This window comes from Acinetobacter sp. WA-87 (assembly GCF_039938935.1).
GTDB lineage: Bacteria > Pseudomonadota > Gammaproteobacteria > Pseudomonadales > Moraxellaceae > Acinetobacter > Acinetobacter seifertii.
This window is the reverse complement of record NZ_JBDUVF010000001.1, coordinates 879,801-898,827: the sequence shown is the minus strand read 5'-3', so window position 1 is coordinate 898,827 and position 19,027 is coordinate 879,801. Positions and strand designations below refer to the sequence as shown.

The window sequence follows — 19,027 nt, the reverse complement described above, 5'->3', positions numbered from 1 at the left end:
GGCGCAAGCTGAAACTATTTAATTCATGTGAAACACAAGTTTTTTCAACCCAATAACGCATAGTTTCAGTTGCTTATAGAAAGTCCTACCACTGCCAAGACCCTTGAGCCACAGCATCATGTGCATGCAGGCTTTCTGCATGAGTCACTTTAAATTTGAAACCATGAATATATTTGTGATGTATAAATGAGCCATAAAGTCGTCTTAATGCATCTTCGCAAAACATTAAATTTTGGCCGTTGGCAACCGCAAATGCTTGTTCATCAACCCGTTTTACAGCAGTTTGTACGGGCGTCATTAAGGCTAATTCAGCTTGGTTTATAAACTCGATGAGTGGAATTTCGTGAAAGTCTTGGTTTAATTTAAATTGAAGGAGGGCAAAGCTTCTTTGGCTATGAGGCGTTGCTGCAATTGCATCTGTGGTATTTAACCAGCTCATAATGTCTTGTAGATCAAGCCGAATTTCTTGATTTTGTAAGGCTGACTCAAACCGTTGTTGAATAATATTTCTTGAAAGTGCAGCAGAGCATGGACAGGTTGAAGAATAGGGAATCTCGACTTTTAATTCTGCCTCGAATTGATCATGAGAAAGTTGGCATGACAAAACAAAAGGATAACTTTTCCACCCTGAAAGCTTGCTGACTAATGCTGGTCGTTCGATATACAGGCTACTGTGAATTTCAATTTTTGCATGCTGCGATAAATCTTGATGGCTTTCTAAAAAGGCTTCTAAGACTAATTTTAGATCGAGCATATTAATATTTTCGAGGGATGTTAACTCTAAAAGGCGTGTATACAGACGTGACATATGGATGCCCTTTGCTAAGGGATCATCTAAACTGACATAAGCATTGACCTGACTTGAGCATAAAGTATTTTCAATACGGATTGGCAAGGCGATGTTTTCCATACCCACCCAATCTAGGCGGTAACTATAAGCATTTGGTAAAGTTGGCTCGGCAGAGATATCTGGGAGAACAAGATTCATTTATGAAGAACTTAAATTATGAAATTAATGTTATGTTATAACATAGCATTAATAGCTGGCAAGTTTGCTAGATGGCTTAAGTACCTTGATAAATTTTAATTAAGTAAAAAATAAAGTAGAAAAGACCATGCTTGTGCATGGTCTTTTCTTGTTAAGTCGGATTTTTCAAAACAAATTCGGGTGATTTAATAAATAGCCGAATAAGTGCTTGAGACGGTTTAGAAGGGTGCCTAATTCCTCTTTCCCAACTTTCTAAAGTGCGTATTGATATTCCTAGCTTACTTGCAAGTTGAGCTTGTGAAATTTTCATTTGGCGCCGTGCTCTGATAATTTCATAGCCAAACTCTTGCTCGTCCATTTGCATGATGGAGGGCATATCCACTGTGTGATCCTCCTTTAATAAGCAAGCTGCAAAAGTAATCTAAAGAACATTGCAATAGTGAGTAGACTTAAGAAACCAGCAACCCAGAGTAAAATAAACCATTGGAATTTAGATACTTTCATGTCATTTACTCTTAGTGGTAACCTTCATCACCTACACGTACTTTATCCCTAAACACCCAATAAGCCATAATGGTATAGATGATGATAATAGGGATAAGTATGAGCGCGCCTATAAGCGCAAACAATTGACTATTGGCAGGCGCTGCGGCTTCCCAAATCGTAATTGATGGCGGAATAACGTATGGAAAAATGCTAATCAGAAAACCGGTATAGGCCAAAAATACTAAAGCCAAGGTATATAAGAAGGGCATTGATTCTTGCTGTTTTTGACAGGCTTTAATGGTGAGATAAGTAAAAACTACGACCAGAATAGGTACCGGACTAAAGTAAAGAAGCTGATGCGCATTGAACCAACGTGCTGCAATAACCGGATGAGCTAATGGGGTATAAACACTCACAGCAATAAAAACTAACAATAGCGTCATAATTAGTTTTGGCATTAAGCGATACATACTTGTTTGCAATTGCATTTCAGTTTTCATGATGAGCCAACCGCAACCGAGTGCTGCATATACAATGATTACGCCGAACCCTGTAAAAACTGAAAAAGGCGTTAACCAATCTAATCCGCCGCCTGCATAGCGACCGTCAATAACATGGATACCTTGAATATACGCACCAAGAATGACACCTTGTAAGAAACTTGATAAAACAGAACCTCCAATAAAAGCAGCATCCCATAGGTATTTGGTTCGATTCGCTTTAAATCTGAACTCAAAAGCGACACCGCGAAAAATTAGAGCGATCACCATGAGAATAATAGGTAAATATAAAGCAGATAAAACTGCTGAATAAACCATCGGAAATGCCGCAAACAAACCAGCACCGCCAAGTACCATCCATGTTTCATTACCGTCCCAGACAGGTGCAACGGTATTCATCATTACATCGCGTTCCTGCTGGTCTTTGATAAAAGGAAACAAGATTCCAATGCCTAGATCAAAACCATCAAGTACAACATATATAAATACGCCAATTGCAATAATGACAATCCAGATCAAAGATAAATCAATCATGAAGATGCTCCTTGTCCTTGATCGTCAATATGTTCATCAGTTGCACTTAGCGGGCGCATTGGTGTTTTAAAGTGTCCAACACCGCCAACTTCATTAACTTGGCTATAAATGAACTCAGGCCCTTTATTGATCAATTTCAGCATGTAATAAATGCCGATTCCAAATACGATGCAATAAACCAAAACAAAAATAATGAGCGTGAGTCCGACTTGTTCGGCAGATACGGGAGATAATGCATCTTTAGTTCGCATGACCCCATAAACAACCCAAGGTTGACGTCCAACTTCTGTAGTAAACCAACCTGCAAGTAAAGCAATAAAACCTGACGGGCCCATAACTAAAGCGAAGCGATGAAACCATTTACTCTCATAAAGCTTGCCAGTTTTTCTTAGCCATAATCCTGTAAGTGCCAAAAGCAGCATAAGCATGCCAAGCCCGACCATAATTCGGAAACTCCAAAATACTACAGTCGAATTCGGGCGATCTTCTGGTGCAAAATCTTTCAAACCTTTTACGCTTCCGTCTTTGGAGTGAGTAAGAATTAAGCTTCCAAGATTTGGAATTGAAACCGCATACTTAGTGCGTTCTTCTTGCATATCTGGAATACCAAATAAGTACAGTGGCATTCCCTCGTTATGATTGGTTTCCCAATGACCTTCCATTGCTGCAAGTTTTGCTGGTTGATGTTCTAAGGTATTTAAACCGTGTGCATCACCGACAAAGATTTGTACTGGCGCTAAAATTAAAATCAGCCAAAGAGCCATAGAAAACGACTTTTTTATTAACTCGTCACGGCGACCTTTAATTAAATGCCAAGCTGCGGTACCTGCTACAAGTAAAGCTGCAACCATAAAAGCTGCGATTGCCATATGCGCAAGTCGATAAGGGAAGGAAGGGTTAAATACAATTGCAAACCAGTCTTGAGGAACAATTATTCCATTCTCAATTGAGAACCCTTGAGGGGTTTGCATCCAGCTATTTGAAGATAAAATCCAGAACATTGAAATACAGGTACCTATCGCAACCATAAGCGTTGCGAAGAAGTGAGCTTTTTTACCCACACGCCCCCAGCCAAACAGCATAATTCCTAAAAACCCAGCTTCCAAGAAAAAAGCACTAAGAACTTCATAGGTGAGTAAAGGGCCTGTAACTCCACCTGCAAATCTTGAAAATTCGCTCCAGTTGGTTCCAAATTGATAGCTCATGACCACACCAGAGACAACGCCCATTCCAAATGCAACCGCGAAGATCTTGACCCAATACTTAAAGAGATCTTTATATATAGCGTCATTGGTACGCAGCCAACGCCATTCTAAAACAGCAAGGAAGCTTGCAAGACCAATCGAGATCGCAGGGAAAATAATATGAAATGAAACAGTAAATGCGAATTGGATTCGAGCCAATTCAAGTGCTGTTAAACCTAGAGTCATACGAGCACCTCAAATTTTATTTGATTTGCTAAAACGACAGTTGTAGTTATCTCTACCCGTTTAAGAGCATGATTTTGAAAAGAAAGCATTACTATAATCTCTTGAAAAATATATTTTTTTTCAAAACATAAAGTTTTGAGTATCAAGTTAGACTGATAGCAATAAAGGTGGGGCGCGGCCTTGGGGAATAAGAAAGAGCTGTTGAAGCTTAAAGAAAACATGAAAAAAGTTTTCTAGAAAAGCAAGAAACCGAACCTGAATTCTGACTAGAATTTGCTTTAAATCCAGATCTGGCAAAGGCAACACGTGACTGTAAACAACACAGTACTGACATTGATGACCCGCATCATGATGATGTGTCGTATTTTGCTTCGCTTCAGCTTTGGTGTCGGAAGAAGAGGTCATATCATGCATTTGATGATGAGATAAATCATCATGATGCATTGAATGGTGAGAATGCTGCTCTGGAGAGTGATTGAGTTGAAGTGCTTGGGCAATAGTCTCACATACTGGAGAAACTTGATATTTCTCTGGTAGTAATGGCTGTAAGAAAACAGCGATTTGTAACAAGATTGCTGCTAAACCAAGCAATCTGCCTAAAACCATTGACACCCAAATAATCACTTTATGGAAATCAGTTGCGCAACACTATAACAAAAAATCCGACTTCTTAAAGGCATAAATAGATTTTTTTATAAAACTTTGATTTTTCCTATTTTATAAGTTTAATTAGCCACAATTAGTAATCGAGAGAATAGAGATAAATATATCTAACAATAATTAAAAAAATCTTTATAATCTGCCTGTTTCATTTTTTGTACATTGCGTATGTTGAATCATCGGACTGCTTGTATTTTTTTAGCCATCTTTGCATGGCTAATGCAGCTTTCTGTTTTTATTACGCCTATTCTTGTAAAACATCCTGAGCTAAATTTCGGTATTTGTGAACAGTTGGCCAGTGTAAGTGTAATACCATCAATTTCTAGTCATCAAGCACATGAAATGCATCATACACAGGCTTCAGTGAAGCATACAGTACATGTACAAAGTGAAGAGCATTCAAAGCTTATCAAGCATATAAAAGCCTCTGATACTTCTGCTAATGATCAGCATGCTAATAGCTTATCGTGTAAATTCTGTTTACTTCTTGGACATCAATTTAATCCAGTATTACTGAGTTGTTTACTCATTTTACTGAGTATTTTGCTTTCTGAACCCGTTCGAGTTGCTCTAACAGCATATTTCTTTAAGTTACATCAAAAACTCTATTTCTATTTGTTCCAGAATAGAGCTCCCCCAAAAATTCAGTTCGCGATTTAATTTTATACAACTTGTATGAAATTGATCTAATTCATTATTTTTTCCTTACTTGAGTCTGTTGAGTCGTATAACGACATTCAATAAGGCTTGGTATGGAGTCATCGTATTGAAAAATTCTGATCCGAATTGGGTTATTTTATGAATATTACTGAACAACATTGTTTGCCTAAAGCTTTAACTATTGCGATGAGCTTGATCACGCTAGGTATACAACAAGCTCATGCTGAAGCGACCACTCCATCAATCACAAATGAAAAAGCAAAGTCTGTAGATCAATTACCAACAATTTCCGTTATGGCGAGTCGTGGTACTGCGCTAAAAGATATGGACATCAGTACAACTGTATTGACGCGCACACAAATTTCAAATGCGCCAGAAACAAGCATTGATCAAATTATTAATAAAATTCCAGGAATTGTTGTGCCTGCACGGCCATCAACACAAATTCATCCTACAGGGCAAATGCTAAACATTCGTGGTTTTGGCACTTCAACCAATGGCTTAACGCTTGTGTTGCTCGATGGCATTCCAGTCAATGATCCATACTTTCGTACAATCAATTGGGCGCAAATTCCCAAGGATCAAGTTGAAAGAATTGAAGTCATTCGAGGGGGCGGTGCAACGAGTTTGTGGGGAAATATGGCGATGGGTGGGGTAATTAATATTATTACTCGCCATCCTGAAAATAAAACAGAGTTAAGTGTGAGTGCCGGTAGTTTTGATAGTCAAAGTTATGGCATAAGTACGGGCTATAAAATTGATGATCATTGGGAAGTCGGGCTAAGTTATGACGGAAGTCGATCGGATGGCTATCAACAAATACCAGAGCAATATAGACATCCTGCAATGACAACAACCCAGTCGCAGACAGATAATGTTTATTTTAAGACAACTTATACGCCTACAGACTTCTCACAATATTTTTTGACTTTACAAGCTAGCCAAACCAGTGAAGACCATTCGACATATGATTTGGCAAATAACCAGTGGAATACCTATCGAGCATCTTTAGGTGGTAAGACTGATATTACCAAAGATACTTCCTTGAATCTGCTGGGTTGGTATCAATATACCGAAATGGAGACTCAGAATGCTTCAAACAATGGTTACACCTTAGCAACACCAAATAATGGCACGCCGTTCGTGAGTCAAAAAGAAAAAGCTGAATACGATAGCTTTGGAACATCGATGTATTTACAAACTGCATGGAGGAACTTAACAGACTTAAAAGTGGGTGTGGACTACCGCCAAATTGGAGTTAAAGATCCGTTAAATATTTATAATGCTTCAGGATATCAGGGGAATATTACTGCAGAAGCAAATCACCAATTTGCAGGAATATTTGCTCAGGGAGTGTATAGACCATTTGTTATTCCTTTAGATATTACCTTAGGTTTACGTCAAGACTATTGGAAAGCAAGTGATGCAAAAACCTATGGAAATTATCGCGGCAGTGATATTAATAATGCATTGCCAGATCAGTCATCAAATCATTTTAATCCACGTATAGGTTTAAAATATCAAGTCAATGATATGTTAGATTTACGTGCTGCTGCGTACAAAAACTTTTCTGCGCCTGGACTAAATCAAATGTATCGTAGTTTTGTGAGTGGGACGGGGTATACCATTCCAAATACAGATTTAATGGCGCAAACCAACAAGGGTGCTGAAGCTGGTTTCGATTTCAAATACCAAGACTTTAGTTTGTCAGGCACTTATTTTAACAACAAAGTAAATAACTATATTGACTATGCGACTGTAAAAACAGGATGTTCAGTGGCCAATAACTACTGTGGTACGGGCGTTACTTCTGCTCAAACCTTGAAACAGTACATTAATGCTGGTGATGCAAAAATGCAGGGCTTTGAGCTTATTGCAAACTGGCAGATATTTGACAGGCTTAGTTTAAACGCTGGTTATACAAGAACTAAAGCAGAACTAGTATCGACCACTAATCCGGCTTCTGTGACACCGACTGGACAACAACTTGGTCAAATTCCTTTGTGGAATGTGAGTGCTGGAGCTGCATGGCAAGCAACAGACAAACTCAATATCGCTTTACAACTAAGAGATTTCCCTGACTACTGGAACAATACAGCACATACCCAGAAAAATGATGGCGCACTGACAGCAGATATTAGTGTCAATTATCAAGCCAATGATAAGTTAAAGCTGTACCTGATTGCTCAAAATATTGGTGACACATCTTACTATGATCAAGGGTTAAGTTATCTGGCCGATGGCAGCGTAAATACCTCAGGTTCAGGTACTGTTCCAAGTTATGCATTGCCGTTAGCAGTCACCGTTGGCGCTAAATACACCTTTTAATCTTGCATTTTGTTGAATGAGTAAAAAATACAGAGATTTAGCTTTTAGTCTTAATCGCTGTATTTTTCTATGGAGGTCTCACTATGCAGATGATACAGCGTAGTACAGAGCAGAAAATACATACACAGAAAAACCCAAAACAAGGGTTAAATTATACAACAGTATGGCGATGGCATTTTTATGCTGGCTTATTTTGTATACCTTTTATTTTATGGCTTTCACTTACAGGTTTAATTTATCTTTTTAAACCACAAATTGATGAGTGGATTGATCGACCATATAACAATTTGGTTATTCATCAAGCCAAGTCGCCATCAGTTCAGGTGAATGCGGCTTTAAAAGCAGTACCAAACTCTATTTTTTCTGCGATAGAACTTGGGCCAAATGAGCATTCTGCAACTCGTGTTTTAGTCGCGAAAAATGCAGAAGTTTATAAAGTTTATATTTATCCTGAATCTTTAGAAATTTTGAAAATCATTAATCAAGATGATCAATTTACCAGACAGGTTTTTCATTTACATGGAGAGCTAATGCTAGGTGATAATGGTTCTAGAGTTGTAGAAATTGCTGCTTCTTGGACCATTATCATGATTGTGACAGGTATTTATTTATGGTTGGGCAAAGGTGGCAAGCTTTCATTTGGAGGTATGGTCTATCCGCGTTTAAACCGTAAAGGTCGTGCCTTTTGGAAAGATATCCATGCGGTGACAGGTTTTTGGGTAGCGTTTTTTACGATATTTCTACTCATTTCAGGATTACCGTGGACAGCTTCATGGGGTGGGATGCTAAAAAATATTCGGCAATGGTCTGCTCCAACTGTAGTTCAGCAAGATTGGACAACCAGTAGCAAAGAAGAATCACATCATCAAAAACAAAAGTTCGACCAAGCTGTTAAACATATGCAATCTGAGCATCATCATATGATGGTATCCCAAACCACTCGATTGAATGTTGAACACGCACATATACTGGACGACTTAATTTCAAAAGTTGATACTTTCAAACTACAGCCACCTATACAAATTCAACCTTCAGGTGCAATGGCAGGGACTTGGAGCATTTCATCACAAACTCAAAATAGGCCTTTAAGAGAAACGTTTATTGTTAATGAACATGGAAACGTGATTAAACATGAGACATTTGCAAATAAACTGCTGCTTGATCGTTTGATTGGATATGGCGTTGCGATTCATGAAGGTCAAATGTTTGGTTTACTAAATCTTATGATTGGTGTGTTTACTGTCATTGCTCTAATTCTAGTGAGTATCAGTGGAGGTGGATAAAGCGGAAGCCACAACATGAGCTAGGTGCCCCGCCTATAAGTTTACCTTACCGCCTAAGCCTATCATTTAAAGTATTGATTATGATAATAGGCATAATACTGCCGTTACTGGGTTTAACCTTAATTGTTGTTTTATTACTCGAAAAGTTATGCTTTAGTAAAATTCCAAGAGTCGCACAATATTTGGGTCTAACTAGACTTTCTACAGGTTAAATCTTTCTGTCTTTATTTTTGATGGTTTTCACCAGCCTACTGAAACATAAGATCCCTCCAGTAGACTGCTTATAGATAATTAGATTCAGTTTATATACATTATAAACTTTTATTTAACAATAATTTACTCATTATTTATCCTTGCTTTTTTTATAATCTAACTTAAAAACAAATGTCATTTTGTGTGCTTGCCTCCAATAAACTTGAGCACTATTCCTTGCCTACTGGCCACATTACCAGTTGGTTCTAGCAGATCGTGATGAAAGTTCGCATCAGACTTATTCTGTTTGAGGAATACTCTTATATGTAAATTTCTAGTCTCTTCACGTGAATTTTTCGAGTATGACCAATACACAAGCGTGATGGAAAAACTGAAAAAACTCTATTTATTGCATAGCGACTTAGAAGCGCCCTATTACATATTATTTAAAGCCCTTCTTGAAACTAAAAACAATTATCGAAATGTCTATTAAACCGCAGTGAGGTATCGAACATGGATCACCAATGAAATTTATAGCTTACTTAGAAAATTACAAGTCAATACATTATTTAATGATGCCAAATTATTTTTATATATGATTGAAGGTACAATTATTCAGCTTTTAAGCTTAGAGAAAAGAGACGATATGTTTGCTTGCTTTTCTAAAGCATTCATTAGAAAGAGTGAAAAACAAAATAATTTAGAATGAAAAGTGTTAAGAATAATAGAGGGCAGTATTTAATAATACTGCCAACTTACTAGAAATTTTGAAGAAATTCATATGTGATTAAAATCAATTAATTTTTTAAAAAGTTGATACTTTTTTAAATTAAGATGTAAATATTTCTTATTTTTTAAATTTAAATTTTTGTAATTTATAAATTTAAAAGAAATAATTATTAGAAATAAATTTTGAATTTTTAGTCATAAATATATTAAAAAAATAGTTATTGTTTAGTTTAATTTAATATATCTGCGCATTTTTCATGTTTTTATTTTGTTTTTATAAAGATTAATTAAATTTAGATGTCTGGGTGTAAGTCAATAAGGTGTTTTATTTTATTTAAGAGGCTGATTTTATTAACTTAAATAATTAAAAATAAATTGATCCTTATTAAAACAATCTTTACAATTCATATATAAACTTGTTTTAACAAAAATTCACAAATTAGTAACAATTGGGGTGAGGCATGAGCCAACAAGAAACGAATACAAATGCACAAGAGCAAATGTGGACAGTTGAACAACTTGAATCAAAACTTTTGCTTTCAGCAGATTTAATGCCAGGAATACAAGAAATTACTGGAGCCATTGATCAACCTGGACAACAAAAACAATATGAATTTGTTATTAAAGAGAAAACAAAATTCTTTTTTGATGGCGTAGATAACAATAAAATGCAGTGGAGCTTAAAAGGAGCTCAAACAGAAAATCAATTTAGTACTACGAACTTTATTGATCAAAGTCATTTATTTTTGGATTTAAAACCAGATACATATACATTAACTGTTGATGCTTTAGATGATACAAAAACTAGTTTTAAATTTCATCTTATTGGTGAAAGTGGTGCAAACTCATTAAGCTTAAATCAAGACACCAAGCTTGAGTTATCTCCAGCTTCAAGTGCAGTATTATATCGTTTTGATGCACAAGCAGGTGATCGTTTTTTTTATGATTCATTATCCGTACAACAATCTTATGGATCATGGAGTGTTTTCGATCCTGATGCTAAATTGCTTATTAATAAGAATAATTTGAATTCTGACAAAGGTTTTACAGTAGATAAAACTGGAACATATTGGTTAAGTATAGAAGGGACGGAGTTAAAAGACACATTAAAAACTACTTTTAAATTATATCATTCTCAACCTACAGTTCAGACTATTCAAGTAAATCAAAAAATCGATGCAGATTTTAAAACACCATCACAGCTTAATGTATATGAATTAAATTTAGAACAAGATCAATGGATTATATTTGATAAGCTATCAGCTGGAATCAATAATTATACTTTTACTGTGAAAGATGAATGGGGTAAAGAGTTACGTTCATCCAACACACTAGATAACGATATTACCTATACTCCAATATTTTTAAAGACAGGCCTATACAGAATAGAAGTAGGTAGTTTTTCAAATACTATAGGTAATTTACACTTTAAAGTAAAATCTAGTCTAAATCCTGATGCAAATTTGCAGCAAAGTGAAGCATTAACTTTAGAATCATTATCTAACGCAACACAAGTGATTAAGCTTGACGAAGGTGTTGATCAAATATTTTTTGATAACAACAATCATATTTATGATACAGAAATTGGATTGCAGAAAGCATCAATTTATTCATATACATTATTAATAAATGAAACATTAAATTTTAAAACCGAAGAAGTATTAAATTTCAAGGTATATGATAAAAATGGTAATTTAATTAAGAACGAAAATACAAAAGATTTTAATTATACCTCTAAAAAAGATCAAGAATATTTTATTTCTGTTACTGAAGTTGAAAATCAGGAATTTGATATTTTTAAAAATGTAGCAGTTAATAATGGAAATGATAGAATTATAAAGTTAAAAATTTATAATACTTATCAAGCAAATCAAATCAATAATTTAACAGGAGATATTGGTGGTAGTTTAAATACTGCTCAATTTTTACGATTGGGAAATAATAAAAATGAAAATCTTAAAGTTAATTTAGGTGATAATGGTACAGGAAAGCCTGATGTTGATGTTTATAAAATAAATGTAAAAAAAGGCGATAGGCTATATGTGTCAACACCAAATGGACAAAATTTGATAGGTGGATCTTTTGATGGTTATTTAAGTATCTTTGATACTCAAGGAAATAGAGTTGCCGCGGCAGATGATAGTTACCTAGATTATACTTTTAATCAAAATGGTGATTTTTATTTAGCATTCCATCGTTTTGGTGCTAGTTTTAATATTGTTGATGGGACAAGTACGGGTGGATCTGAATCTGCAGTTCTTAATTTAACATTAAAATTAACTACATCAGAACAATATAATGAAAGTACCATAACTAACTTTAGTTATACATTATTAAGTTTTTTAAATTATGAAAAAAAATGGTATTTGACAGATGATTATGGACTACAGATCCAACAAGGAGATGGTAATTTAATTGATGTAAATAATAAAGCTAAGTATTTGTGGTTAGTTTATAGTGGAGTTTTGGAGAATAAGGTTGAAACTAATTTAGTTGAGATTAATAAAAATAATTTAGTTAAAAGTAATAATGTAAGTTTAAATGCCGTTACATCTGTAGAGTTAAATCTTAATAATAGTATAAATTATAAAAAAATAATTAATAATATTAATGTTGAAGAAGAGGGGGTTTACTTTATTGATGTAGATAGTTCTAGATATGCAACTGATATAAAATTAGTTGGAAACAATATAAGTTTAGATATCTCAAGAAATCAGCTAGGAAAAGTTCAGTCATTTTATTTAGAGAAAGGTCATTATCAGCTTGTCATTAACAAAAATATTTCTGAGGAAATTAATCAAAAAATAACTATTCATTCGGAAAAAATAATTGATGAGTTACAACTAAGTAAAAATATTTCTGTCGAATTGCCCGAAGTAAAGAGCAATAAATACTTTTTAAATGTTGAAAAAAATAAAAAATATACGATTTCTTTTGATCAAGCCTTATCTACTGATTTGGATATTACCGTATGGGATGGTATGGGTAATGTACTTGCATATGGTAGTAAAAATACAATTAAATTAGACTTTTATACATCTTATCAGAAAAAGATTTATATTGGATTTGCAAATCATGGAATAGGCATTCATGACTTATCTGTCAATATCATAGATAGTGTATCTCCAGTGGCCGATCCTGGAGTAGCTCAACCTATTCAATTGAATACGGCAAATAATATTTCTGCTCAGCAGGTCGTAGAAAATTTAGCTTTTGAATTTCAAGTAGATCAATCAGATACCTATGCACTTACTTTCACTAAACTACCATTTAATTATGGAAGAATTGTTGATCTTGATAAAGGCAGTGTTTTTGAAGGTAGTATAAATACTACTGGATTTATGCAATGGTTAATCAAAGGAAATTATCGTATTGAATTTTATGGTATTAAACAACCAGAAAACTTTACTTTTAGTGTTATAAATCAAAGTTCAAATTTAGTTGAGAACACTGTAAATACAGTTGATTTCTCTAATCAATCTACATTTATATATAATTTTAGAACTCAACAAGAAAGAAATTATTATATTAAAGCTCAGAACGCTACAAGTTGGGATGGTTTAAATTATCGACTTTATAATCTAAAAGGTCAACTAATAAAAAATGGTATTTTAAATGGAAATATTGTTGATCTTGCGCTAAATGAATATTTTTCTGAGTATAAATTGGTTGTTTATTCTGTTAATAGCAGCACTATCATTAATAATTTCCAGTTCTCTCTAGTGGGACAAGCTACTTCAGCGATACCAGTTATTTTAGAGTTGGATTCAGTAGTTGAATTTTATAAGCAAAATCAAACTAGAAGTGTACAGCTTAATGTTGAGTCAATTGGTTTGGTTGAGTTTTTACCAAATGAAACTGAATATACGTATCAACTACTTGATGAAAATGGGAAAGATATTGCCCAACAACTTTATTGGTATGGAAATAAAAAAGCATATTTTTTAAATTCTGGTCAATATACGTTAAAAATAACAAATACACAGCTTATTACTGATCAGCTTCGGAAGCTTAATTTTAAAATATCTAAAGTTAAACCTGTACAAGATATTAGCGAAAGTATAGATGCTACCGTAAACTATACCAATAGTATCCCAGATAAAATTTTAAAATTAAATTTAGTGAAAGGCCAAGAATATGATTTAAATACAAATTTTGGTTATTCGTATTCTAGTAGTAGTGAAAGCTATTTTTATAGCTCAAGACTAAAATACTATTTATTTAATAAAGATGGGAATTTAGTTTATACATTGGAAGGAAATAAGGGGGCGAATTTAAAAGTTGATATGAGTGGAGATTACTATTTAGTAACTTCAGGCCAAGAATATTCATATGCTAATAATTGGCAGTTAAGAGGTTACAATAATAAAGTTCAATTCTCATTGAAAAATAAACAAGCAATAAATAATTATAGTGTTGGTGATTTTGTTAGTGATTCAGTTAATTATGTAGATAATAACCAAAAAATATACCGATTTACTGTTACAGAGAAAACTCAAATAAATTTGGCGACCTTGGGTAATGGTGTAGATTTTATTTTTAAACCAACTTACTCAACTAATATATTGTGGAGTTTAAGTGCAGGTAATACTTATGGAAATAAAATACTTACTTTGGATGCAGGTAGCTATGATTTAGTTGTTCTTAATAGTTTTAACTATTCAAATACAGCACGCCAATTTAACTTCACTATTACTGATTTAAAACAGGCAATTGAACTACCTTTAGATCAACTTGTGACTAAAACTGTAAATCAAAGTGCTGAAACAACAGTTTGGAAAATTACTGGTCAAGCTGGTCAAAATTGGGTTATCGATCCACGTAATAGTAATAATCTAGCTCAATATGCAGCTTGGTATTTATATGATGATTTAGGTAATAATATTACTTTCAGTAACCAGTATTATAACTATGATTATGCTGTGAAAGTTAACCTAAAAAAAGATGGTATTTATTATTTATCACTTCATGGATCTAATGAGTCACAGCGTCAACAAGCCAGATCTACAACAATTCGAATTAGTACACCACAAACAATTACTCAAGAGATCCAGCTTAACCAGTCTATAGCAGGTACTTTATCTGAAGCAGGTGAAGTACATCGTTATAAATTACATTTGGAACAAACTCAAACAATAATTTTAGACTCTATTTCGGGTAACGTCGGTTATGCATATCTAAAAGATGTAACTGGTCAACAAAGAGGAATTAGCTTAACTTCAAATCAATATCAGGTAATTTCTTTACCGGCTGGGGATCATGTATTTGAGTTTTATTCAGATCGAACAGCATTAGGTAGTTATCAACTTAAGTTATTGTCATTGCAAGATAATTCACAAATTTTAAATAGTAGTGAAGCCGTGTCTGCAAAGTTGGCAGTAAATCAAAAATTAGCAATTTATGTATTAGATTTTGAAGTTGGTAAAAAATATAATATTGATTTTTATAATTCAAGTAATTTGTATTATTCTATTTTTGATGGGTCGGGAAGTATTTTAGTTAATAATAGTTATTCTGATAATACTGCGCCTTCATTTATTGCTAATGCTGAAAAGTTATATTTATTAGTAAAAAGAACAGATAATTCCGTAGTAGAAAAAAATATTACTGCTCAGATTTATCCTGTAGCGAATACAACTACTTCTATAGTTTTTGATCAACTTACGTTAGGTACATTGTATACATCAGATAGCACTCATTCTTATCAGTTTGATTTAGAAAAAGATGGTTGGTTTAGCTTAAAAGATTTAAGACTTGGTCAGTCTTCAATGTATCTAAAGTTATTTGGACCAAATAATAATCTACTTTCACAGTACAATAATTTAACGACAAGCCAAGTCGCAAAGATTTATTTGAAAGCTGGGCAGTACCGTTTAGAAATTAGCTCAAATAACGATAATGATAGCGCTTATCAATTTTATGCCAATTATATTTTTGATGATAATTCTGGAAGCTTAAGTTCTAATATTTCTGAAGCAAGAGAGTTATTTATTGATGGTAAAAAGACACTTCTTGTTGATCAACCCGTTTCAACGGAGCGTTATTATCGTGTTATGCTTAATCAGGATGATCAATTCTTTGTAAGACTTGAAAATAGTGAAATAGCACTTTTAGGAAAAAATGGTGAACAATTAAATGTAGTAAATCAGGAAGGTAGTTTTTCTATAACCTCTACTGATATTTATTATGTAAAAATTACCAGCCAACAAGAATTAGTTCAAAGAGAGCTATATTTTGAACGCAAAAATAGTAAACTAACGACGGTTTCAGATGCAGGTGAAACTCTAAGAACAGCTCAAGAAATATTTGTACCTCAAGGTGCGTTGTATACAATAGAAACATATATAGGTGATGGTGCCAATACAAATAAAGATGTGGATATGTATCAAGTCATGCTTATAGCTGGCGATACTTTGGCAATTAACGCTTATACTAACTATAGTTATCTTACGCGTATTTTTAATGCAAATGGTCAACAAGTATATAGTACCCAATATGGAGATGCGTATAATAATTATCGTTATATTGTTCCAACTACGGGTGTTTACTATATTGGTCTAAGTGCATCTTCAAATAATAATTATAACGCAAAGGATAATTCTAATCTTATTGCAGGTACAGTTGGGAAAAACTCTATCCAGATTGCACGTCGTTTGGGAGCTTTAAATCCTATTGTAAACTTTGTATTACCTCAGGTTTTTACTAAAGATATAGTTTATGAAAATACATGGAATGGCACAGTTTTAAATGGTATTAATGATCAGGACCTATTTTATTTTGAAGTTAAAGAAGATGGTTTGTATTACTTGGATCGAATTAACTCATCTTATCAAAATTTCTATAATGGTACATTTAAAACTATTAGCTTAAAAGATGGTAGTCAGGTTTTATCTGGTTCTAATGGTTTAGTATTTTTAAAAGCAGGTGGTTATGTTGTAAGAGGTAATTTAACTAGCTATTCATCAAGTACAGTGAGTCTAAAATGGATTAATATTTCAGAAAATAAGACTTTCATTGATATTGGACAGTCGGTTACAACTTCTAATAGTTTAACGCGTCAGGCTAATAATATTTATGAATTTAATGTAGAGAAATCAGGTTATATTCAGTTTAATAGTCTTTTGTATTCTGGAAATATCCTAAATTATAAAATATATAATCATTTTGGACAATTAGTTACATCTAGTAATAATTCGGCTAATGTTGATTCTAATGCTATTTATCTAAGTGGTGTTGGTTATTATTATATAGTTTTTGATGCTAATGGAAGTTATTATGATGAGGTTGATGGATTTAACTATGCGGGGCAGGTAACTTTTCAAATAGATTGGTTAGGCGAAAAGAACTCTACTAATATTCATACTTTTAATATAAATGAAGTAACAAGTGGAATTTTAACTGCTAGTAATCAAAGCCATTTATATAGTTTAAAACTTGATAAAAGTACTACACTTTATTTTGATCAGTTAAATTATATTAATAATAGTGGGGTTACTCTACAAATTATTAATCAAGCTGGTACTACAATTGGAAACTATAGTTTAAATTCTTATTATAATCCAATTATATTGGGTGCAGGTAATTATCAACTTAGAATTTTTACACAAGAATTTAGCACTAAAAATTACGGATTTAAATTACTTGACCTTACTCAAGCACAAAAAATTGAGAGCGGGAAAGTCATTGAAAATCGTTTAACCCCTCTAGGTGAGAAACAGGTATATCAAATAGAGGCAAATACTGGTGATCGAATTTTCATTGATTTTGAAGATGTAACTGCACCATCTTATGGATACTACAATGGGCAATGGAGATATAATTACTCTACTAATTTAATAGTGATTGATCCTTATGGGCGGTCTCAGGTAATTTCTCGATCAGATTTGAATAATTTAGGATCAGAATTTGTTGCTACTGTTTCTGGAAAATATACTATTTTATTAGATGAATCGGATGCTCGTGATATCGAATTACCTTACCGTATGACAGTTTATGTTCATGCGCCATCTCAACCGCTTATTATTGACCTTAACAACACTGAAAGAAAAGCGGATTTGAATGTAACCAATATCGTAATAGAACCTAATCAAGAACAAAATATTCAATCTGGTAGTTTATTAGAAATACAGTGGACGCTCAGCAATTTAGGTCAGCAAGCGTCTTTCGGAGATTTTACTGATCGAGTTCTGATTAAGCGTAAATCAACAGGTGAAATTTTAGCACAGAGCCTTATACCTTATATAGAGCAAGAATCAGGGGCTTTATTACCTCAGCAAAGTGTATTAAGAAAATCTTATATTCGTATGCCTGAAGGTAAATTAGGTGCTGGGGAATTTGAAGTAATTATTGACAGTGATTATTTTAATTCGCAAAAAGAGACTGTTCAGACAAAACAAAATAATCATCTTAGTGCTATTTTTAATAGTGCGTTACGTGATTATCCGAACCTCGTTGTTGACCAGCTTGCATTAACTCCAAATGCAAATTGGCAAGCAGGAGATTTAGTAACCTTAAACTGGATAACCAAAAATATAGGACGAAGTACTGCCAAGGGTTCTTGGGTTGAGCGTGTAGAAGTTACTAATTTAACTACTGGTGCAGTTATTACCCGTCAAGATATTATTCAAAATTCTCAGAATCTTGAAAATGAGGAATTTGCTTCTCGACAAATAGCATTTAATTGGCCATCAGAAAATAATTCAATTGGAAGATTTGTCGTTACTGTTAAAGTTGATGCGCTGAATACGATTGCTGAATACGATGAAACAGGTTCTTTAGAGTTTGATAATCAAGCTCAAGTAGAGGTAGTTGCTGGTCCTGATTTGATTGTTAGAAATTTAAAAATTGAACAGCAACAATTGCAAGCAGGTGACCAAGTTACATTAAGTTGGCAGGATGTTAACCAAGGTAGTGTTGCAACACCTAAAAACTATCAAGATCGTATCATTGTTAGAGAAAAGAATACGGATGGTTCAGTTGGAAAAATTGTCCTTAATTTTGCAGTTGCCTTTACTGGAAAAGATGCAGAAGCATTGTTAGCAGGTGAAACAAGAAATCGCCATTTCAGTTTTAATTTACCAGAAGGAATTGCTGGGGTTGGTCAATTTATTTTAGAGGTTATTGCTGATAGCAATATTGTAGGACAAGGTGCTATTTATGAAGTCAATAATCAAGGTGATGCAGAAGCCAATAATAGTCTAAGTACACAATTTTCTTCTACAGCACAAACTTATGCAG

Annotated in this window: 9 protein-coding genes and 1 pseudogene (1 of these 10 running past the window's edge); 5 read left to right on the top strand and 5 right to left on the bottom strand. The window is 33.7% G+C overall.

Annotation, left to right across the window (positions count from 1 at the left end; translation table 11 throughout):
• Positions 1 to 85: 85 nt before the first annotated feature.
• The 5 genes from folE2 to ABFY81_RS04115 form a co-directional block, all read right to left on the bottom strand.
• Complete coding sequence (gene folE2 / locus ABFY81_RS04135) at positions 86 to 988, bottom strand: GTP cyclohydrolase FolE2 (RefSeq protein ID WP_347913117.1); 903 nt, start codon at positions 986 to 988, stop codon at positions 86 to 88.
• 151 nt (positions 989 to 1,139) lie between these two features.
• A complete protein-coding gene (locus ABFY81_RS04130; protein WP_347913418.1) occupies positions 1,140 to 1,364 on the bottom strand; it encodes a helix-turn-helix domain-containing protein in 225 nt (74 codons plus the stop codon).
• Positions 1,365 to 1,503: 139 nt separating this feature from the next.
• Positions 1,504 to 2,508 (bottom strand): cytochrome d ubiquinol oxidase subunit II, encoded by a 1,005-nt coding sequence (cydB, locus tag ABFY81_RS04125; protein ID WP_004702606.1) that lies wholly within the window; start codon positions 2,506 to 2,508, stop codon positions 1,504 to 1,506.
• Positions 2,505 to 3,938, bottom strand: a complete 1,434-nt coding sequence (locus ABFY81_RS04120) for a cytochrome ubiquinol oxidase subunit I (protein ID WP_004702604.1) — start codon at positions 3,936 to 3,938, stop codon at positions 2,505 to 2,507. The genes cydB and ABFY81_RS04120 overlap by 4 nt, the downstream gene beginning before the upstream one ends.
• Positions 3,939 to 4,085: 147 nt before the next feature.
• Complete coding sequence (locus ABFY81_RS04115; protein WP_347016220.1) at positions 4,086 to 4,544, bottom strand: DUF2946 domain-containing protein; 459 nt, start codon at positions 4,542 to 4,544, stop codon at positions 4,086 to 4,088.
• Between the two features lie 222 nt (positions 4,545 to 4,766).
• On the opposite strand from ABFY81_RS04115, the gene ABFY81_RS04110 reads away from it, so the two are divergent.
• The 5 genes and pseudogenes from ABFY81_RS04110 to ABFY81_RS04090 all read left to right on the top strand — a co-directional run.
• Entirely contained in the window at positions 4,767 to 5,258 is a 492-nt protein-coding gene (locus ABFY81_RS04110; RefSeq protein WP_347913116.1) for a DUF2946 family protein, read from the top strand.
• 138 nt (positions 5,259 to 5,396) lie between these two features.
• Complete coding sequence (locus ABFY81_RS04105) at positions 5,397 to 7,586, top strand: TonB-dependent receptor (RefSeq protein ID WP_347913115.1); 2,190 nt, start codon at positions 5,397 to 5,399, stop codon at positions 7,584 to 7,586.
• An 83-nt stretch (positions 7,587 to 7,669) separates the two neighbouring features.
• Positions 7,670 to 8,869: a PepSY domain-containing protein gene (locus ABFY81_RS04100; protein WP_347913114.1), complete on the top strand. Its 1,200-nt coding sequence runs from the start codon at positions 7,670 to 7,672 to the stop codon at positions 8,867 to 8,869.
• Positions 8,870 to 9,419: 550 nt separating this feature from the next.
• Positions 9,420 to 9,770 (top strand): annotated as a pseudogene (locus tag ABFY81_RS04095) (TetR family transcriptional regulator); the annotation flags it as partial.
• A gap of 481 nt (positions 9,771 to 10,251) precedes the next feature.
• Positions 10,252 to 19,027, top strand: the beginning of a protein-coding gene (locus ABFY81_RS04090) for a CARDB domain-containing protein (protein WP_347913113.1). The gene runs 25,154 nt beyond the window's last position; only the first 8,776 of its 33,930 coding nucleotides appear in the window; the start codon lies at positions 10,252 to 10,254; its stop codon lies beyond the right edge, outside the window.